The sequence below is a fragment of the Desulfitobacterium chlororespirans DSM 11544 genome, from assembly GCF_900143285.1.
Lineage (GTDB): Bacteria > Bacillota > Desulfitobacteriia > Desulfitobacteriales > Desulfitobacteriaceae > Desulfitobacterium > Desulfitobacterium chlororespirans.
Genome location: NZ_FRDN01000004.1, coordinates 644,472 through 650,809, shown reverse-complemented (window position 1 = coordinate 650,809; position 6,338 = coordinate 644,472). Strand labels below are relative to the sequence as shown.

General features: G+C 46.4%; 5 protein-coding genes and 1 pseudogene. 4 read left to right on the top strand and 2 right to left on the bottom strand.

Annotation, left to right across the window (positions count from 1 at the left end; genetic code table 11):
* Nucleotides 1–225: pseudogene (locus tag BUA14_RS05850) on the bottom strand (IS21 family transposase); the annotation flags it as partial.
* Between the two features lie 121 nt (nt 226–346).
* The gene (locus tag BUA14_RS05845; protein WP_242954567.1) at nt 347–1,084 is read right to left on the bottom strand and encodes a sialate O-acetylesterase; all 738 of its coding nucleotides are present in this window, start codon (nt 1,082–1,084) and stop codon (nt 347–349) included.
* A 342-nt stretch (nt 1,085–1,426) separates the two neighbouring features.
* Between BUA14_RS05845 and BUA14_RS05840 the strand changes: the two genes are divergently transcribed.
* From BUA14_RS05840 to BUA14_RS05825, 4 genes are all read left to right on the top strand, one after another.
* Nucleotides 1,427–2,008, top strand: coding sequence for a sigma-70 family RNA polymerase sigma factor (locus BUA14_RS05840; RefSeq protein ID WP_084078459.1), 582 nt, complete (start codon nt 1,427–1,429; stop codon nt 2,006–2,008).
* Nucleotides 2,001–2,927, top strand: coding sequence for a hypothetical protein (locus tag BUA14_RS05835; protein ID WP_072771705.1), 927 nt, complete (start codon nt 2,001–2,003; stop codon nt 2,925–2,927). Before BUA14_RS05840 ends, BUA14_RS05835 begins: the two co-directional genes overlap by 8 nt.
* Nucleotides 2,928–3,346: 419 nt before the next feature.
* Nucleotides 3,347–5,749, top strand: coding sequence for a molybdopterin-dependent oxidoreductase (locus tag BUA14_RS05830; protein WP_072771704.1), 2,403 nt, complete (start codon nt 3,347–3,349; stop codon nt 5,747–5,749).
* Between the two features lie 18 nt (nt 5,750–5,767).
* Nucleotides 5,768–6,331, top strand: a complete 564-nt coding sequence (locus BUA14_RS05825; RefSeq protein ID WP_072771703.1) for a 4Fe-4S dicluster domain-containing protein — start codon at nt 5,768–5,770, stop codon at nt 6,329–6,331.
* The last annotated feature ends 7 nt before the right edge of the window (nt 6,332–6,338 follow it).

Genomic DNA, 6,338 nt, shown 5'->3' with positions numbered 1-6,338 from the left:
TGCTGATTCATCCTGCTTTAACCACTCGCGGATAATTTCTTTATAGGGATCTAAAACGGGCGAGGGCTTTTCTTTAGTCAGTTGATAGTGAGGAATATGGGAATCATTGAGGGCTTTACGTATGGTCTGCCGGGCCACTTTCAAGTTACGGCTAATCTTTCGGATGGACCACCCTTCAACGAAATGCTTCTTTCTGATATACTCTTTATCGACCATCTCTAGCATGTCCTTCCCCCTGTACGATTGTTGTCTCAGCAACTCCAATCATACAGAATTAGGCTCTGGAGGTGGTCAACTTTTTGGTTAGCAAACCCTATTTTTGTGGTCAACATTTATGTTAGCACTACTAATTATCTATCTCATTTGCTCTGTTTTCATTTCTAACAGGCCCAAGAATATGACATTTTTGGTCATAAGCTTCATAATAGCGCAGACCAAAAATCCTTTGAGATACAGCGTTTAAATGAATACCGTCTGGATTACAAGTCAATCCCTCAGCTGTGACATAATAACAGTTGTTATGACTGTGGGCAAACCTTTTAAGTTCTTCGTTGACTTGGCTGTACTCATTAAAGTGCCCTCCCATTATGCCGTCGCCAAGATAGTCACCAAGACCGCCAATGATCAGAGGAATTTCCGGCACATCAAGTACTTGGCGCAGTCTTTCAATAATTACGAAGAACTTATCGTAATAGTCACGATACTTTCCCGAATGAGACTCAGCTTCTCCTTGGTGCCAAATTATTCCCTCCAATGTGCTAATGCGCTGAGCAAGTTTTGTCTGTGCTATGGCATTGGCAAAGAGTGCATCGTCCACTGACCAATCATCAAGACTGCTGCCTCCCTCGGCGCAGGGAATAAGACCTATTTCATCCTGCTTGTTTTTCTTACACCATGCAGCGGCAAAAGATGCTGCAAGACCAACACCGGCAATTGAGCGATCATAATTTATGGGTTCCTCCATAAATTGAAAAAGCCCATTTCGGAGCATCTTTATGCGTTCATTATAAATAGGTGGAACATCGTTTAAAAAGCCCCGGCCAGCCATATTTGACTGTCCGATCATTAAGAAAGAATGAATCATTGTGAAGTAAACTCCTTTTTATCTATATTTCTGAGTAATGCTGAACGTAACAGCATTTATATTATATCAAATAAAAAATGGATATATTTCTGTTTCTTTTCTGTGTACCCACCTCTCTCGCTAAATGTCATAAAATTAAGCTATTAGTGCTTTAACCCCATAAAATGGTCGGCTTTTTATCAGAGCTGCTTAGCATTGCTGATAAAAACCGGCCATTTTCTGGCCTCTTTTCAAAAAAAAATAAGATATAATGTTAATGCTTTTTAGGTTCTTGCGTATTAACACATGTAAAATCAATGGATAGATTGCGCAGTTTATCTTCATGCAAGGAAAGGAGGAGAAATGGATATTTTCCCATTAAACATGTATTCCAATCAACATACAAAAACATATATATCACAGCAAAAAATGACCACTGCCGAATTCGACCGGATTTTTGACCTGTATTATAAACGAGTATACAAATATATCTGCTACCGGATCAATAATCAGCATATGGCGGAGGATTTGTGCAGTCAGGTTTTTGAAAGGGTTGTTTCGAAATATGCCACCTTTAACCGCGAAAAATCTTCTTTTGAGGTATGGCTGTTTGCCATCGTAAGAAACATCATCACAGACTATTATCGCTCCAGTAAAAAACTCTTTCATATTCCCTTGGATTCTACATCAGATCAGATTTCCCCTAATCCGTCTCCGGAGGAAAATCTGATTGCAAAGGATGAAAACAAAGAGCTGTTTGCCGCCTTGGGCAAACTCAGAGAAAAGGAAAGAAATATCATTGCCATGAAATTCGCAGCCAGTCTCAAAAATGCCGAGATTGCGGAGCTATTGGGCATCAGCAGTTCCAACGTTGGTGTCGTTTTGTACAGGAGCCTAAAAAAGCTTCGGGATTTTTTGGATGAGGGAGGATTTAATCATGACTAAGAAATGTGATCTGAAGGAATTTGATGAGGTGTGCAGCTTGCTTACCAACGCAGAAGTGGATGCAGACAGGCATAAAGAAAAAATATATAACCGGGCGCGGCTGGGAATTGAAACAGGAATAAATGAAGATTACAACAAGAGAAAGGATGACAGCTATATGAGAAAAAATTATAGGAAGGCAGCTGCGGCAGTTATTGCCTCTGTTTGCCTGATTGGAGGGCTTTCTACAACAGCGTATGCCCAAGAAATATTCCAATCGGTGCTGGCACGTTGCCAGGTGGGCGGTATTGAGATTGTACAACGGGATAAGGAACTGCCGGAAGTTTCACCAAATACAGATAATACTAGGACGCCCCGTGAAAATACACAAAAAAGCGCTACCCCCGAGGAAGCACGTGAGGCCATGAAGGTAGATTTTAAGCTGCCTGTCTGGCTGCCGGAGGGCTTTGCTTACGCCAACAGTGTAATCCATACCGACAAAGCTGTTGAGATACAATATGCAAAGGATTCCGAGCTGATTTCCCTGTTGATTTCAAAGGGTGAAAACGGAATTTCCACTACAGGAGAAGTAAAAAAAGAAACACTTGCCGGCAAGACCGTTTATTTTGTCAACGACATCATCCTCTGGGAGCAGGATGGGCTCAATTATGAGTTGTATTACCTGGGTCAGCAGGATTTGGACAACACCACACTAGAGAAGTTGTTAAATACCATGGTCAGCGGACAGAGCTACAATGAGGCTAAAGCCTTCTACCTCCAGAACGGTGTACCGGAAAATGAGCTGGATAAGGCCATAAGCATTTCCGTTGAAACCGATAATATGTATAGACAGCAACTGGGAGAATACTATGATCAATTGAAATCCGGTACCATCACAAGGGAAGAAGCCGCAAAAATATTGGAAGCACAAGGAAAATAAAAAGAGATGCAAAAGCCCGATTCAGATACCCTTATAAAGAAGAGCGCCGTTTTAGCACGAAATGGAAGGAGGACGGCTTTCGCATCGGTGAGAAGGGCAGAATGGTGTTAAGCTTAGGTCTTTGCATCGATCTTGAGGAGCAGGACTCAACCAAGCTGCTGGTGCTCAATGATATAATGTGCTTACATGGGCTATATGGATAAAGACTTTCATGCGTTAGTCGTGAGATAAAGCTCCCTTGCTCTTAAGTATTCATGAAAAATACGACTCTTATCACCAGGAAGTGGAGATGAGGGTCGTATCTTTTTGTTATACACTCGTGGACTTACGCCCAATATTGTGCAGAAGAGAACAAGGATCGCTGTTAAGATAGGAACGAGTACTCATAATAATATTCACAAATCGGAAGGAGGATTTTAATGAAAAAAGTTTCAATGGGTTTATCCTTTAAAGACCCCAAGATTACCCGGCGGATGTTCCTCAAAGGGATAGGGGCAGTTACAGTGACGAGCTCCCTGGGCATGGCCGGTGCTTTGAGCTCCGGTTCGCCGGCCTTGAAGGCCGCGGATGAGGCAACGGTCAAATACGTTCACAGCTGTTGTACTGTTAACTGTACTTCGCGCTGTCATCTGAAGGGACATGTGCAAGGCGGCAAAATCGTCGCCGTCACCCCCGGGCTCTTGCCGGGGCGGGATGATTATCCCAATGCCTGTCTGCGTGGAATGAGTTATGCCCAACGCCTGCAGGACCCTAAGAAGCGTGTACTCTATCCCATGAAAAGAGTGGGAGAGCGGGGGGAAGGGAAATTCGAACAGATTACCTGGGATGAGGCTTATGATATCATCGCTGAAAAGCTTATAGAGACCAAAGAAAACTATGGAACACAAGCAGCGTCCTTTTTTACCATGTCAGGCAATCTGGCCAAGCTGGCCTGGGAGTCCACCACCCGTTTAGGTGCATGTTTCGGCGGTACGACGTACATCACAGAAGGGCTGATGGGGGACCACGGCGCCAGTATGGGCATGAGGCTGGTCTTCGGTCAGGAGCGTGGCGGCCACGATACCCGGGACTATCTGAACTCCAAACTGGTGATCATCTGGGGCCGTAATCTTGCCGATACCCATACCAGCGAATTGCGTTACATCATTAAGGCCAGGGAAAACGGAGCGAAAATCATCGTTATCGATCCCCGTCAATCCAGCACCGCGGCGGTCGCCGACCAATGGATCCCCATCCGGCCTCAGACTGATCCGGCCCTGGCTCTGAGCATGATCAACTACCTCATCTCCCACAATCTGCATGACACAGCCTGGCTTAAAGCCAATAGCTGCGCACCTTTGCTTGTGCGCAACGACAATGGCCAATATCTGCGCCTGGGTGAGAAATATGCTGTCTGGGACGAAAACTCCCGGACTATTGTCCCTGCGGATGCCTCAAATATAAATCCTGCCCTTGCCGGAGAATATACCTCTGCCGAGGGCGTACAATGCCATCCCTCCTTTGTGGATTTGGCTGAGGAAGCTGCCCAATATACCATCAAAGCCACGGCTGAAATCTGCGGACTGGAAGAGGCAGTTGTGGAACAACTGGCTCATGAGTACGCGACAATGAAGCCGGCCGGTATCCGCATGGGTCAAGGGATGCAGCGGGTGTATAACTCTTTTTCACCCTTCCGGACAGTGGCCACCTTGGCCGCTGTAGCCGGTTATATCGGTGTCTCCGGGGGCGGAGCTTCACATATGGGCGGAACCTCCTCCATCAACCCTATTCCCGGTGTTACCGTACCTGATTTTAATTTTAAGGAATGGACCGATATTGGCGGCAAACCGATTACCGAGAGAAAAAGTGCCCATATCTACGATATGGCTGAAAAAGGGGAAATCAAATTCCTTTGGATTGGAGTCTCCAACTTTGTCAATCAATCGCCGGATGCCAATCGCGTGATCCATAAGGTTCTGCCGAACATTCCCTTTATCGTTCATGTGGATCCCTTCTGGACCTGGACAGGCAAATATGCCGATCTGGTTCTGCCGGGCAAAACCCATTGGGAAGTTTGGGACATTCTGGTGCGCTCTCCCTGGGTTATGCTCGATCAGCCCGCCATCCCCACCATGGGCGAGAGCAAATCCGATTGCGAAATTGCTTCCGGTGTCGCCGAAAGACTGGGTTTCGGGCATCTCTGGAATAAAACCGATGAGGAATGGGTGCGTACTTTTATGACTTCCGAACATCCCGCATTTGCCGCCTTTAATTGGGATAAATTCGTGGAAGAAGGCATTTTCACCCGCTCTGACGGTATATTTGACCCTGTCTATTCCTTCAAGGATCAAAAGTATAAGACCCCAACCGGCAAATTCGAATTTTACACGGAAAGACTCAAAGAACTTGGTGAGCATGTTCCGACCTATAAGCCCATGCTGGAAAATCCTCAGGGGGAACTTGGCAAAAAGTTCCCCTTGGTGTGTATCAATTATCATGACCGCCTGAACGTCCACACTCAGCACATGCTTTACCCCGCCTTGCGCATCGTGCAATCAGAGCCGGAAATTCAGATCAATCCGGTGGATGCCGCAGCCAGGGGCATCGCTCACGGCGATAAGGTCAAGGTGTTCAACGATCGGGGCCATTGCGTGGTCAAAGCCTTTGTGACCGAAGGCATTGTGCCCGGAGTTGCTGCCATAGCCAGCGGTTGGTCGCCGGATTACTATATTGAAGGGAATCTGCAAAACTTAACCCACTTAACCCTTAATCCGGTTGAAGAAGCCATCAGTCAGACCAATTCAGCTTTTTATGATGTTCTGGTGGAAGTGCAAAAAGTATAATTACAAGGGGGTTGACCCATGTCCAATAAACAATACGGAATGTTGATTGACACCACAAGATGTGTAGGCTGCCAAACTTGTGTCATCGGCTGTAAAATCAATCATAAAGTCCCGGGAGACGCTCATTGGAGCAGTGTGGAGACGATCGGCAGCCGGATCATGTATCAACCGGCCGGAAAATACCCGAATCCGGTGCTGGCCTTCCGGCCCCGGCTGTGCAATCATTGTGCAGATCCGGCCTGCGTTAAGAATTGTCCGACAGGAGCGATGCACAAGGACGATAACGGGCTGGTTTCAGTCAATCAGGATGTCTGCATCGGCTGTAAATATTGTGTCTGGACTTGTCCCTACGATGCCCCGGAATTTGATACAGAGAAAAAAGTGATGAGCAAATGCACCTTTTGCATGGAACTCATTGCCAAGGGTGAAAAACCCTATTGTGTGGAATCCTGTCCCGGGGAGGCGCGGATCTTTGGGGTGATCAGCGATCCGGACAGTGAGATTTCCCGTCTTATCGCCGCCAAACACGCCCAGCCCTTTTTGCCGAAATTCGGAACCGGGCCGTCCGTTTATTATGTGTAGGAGGTGG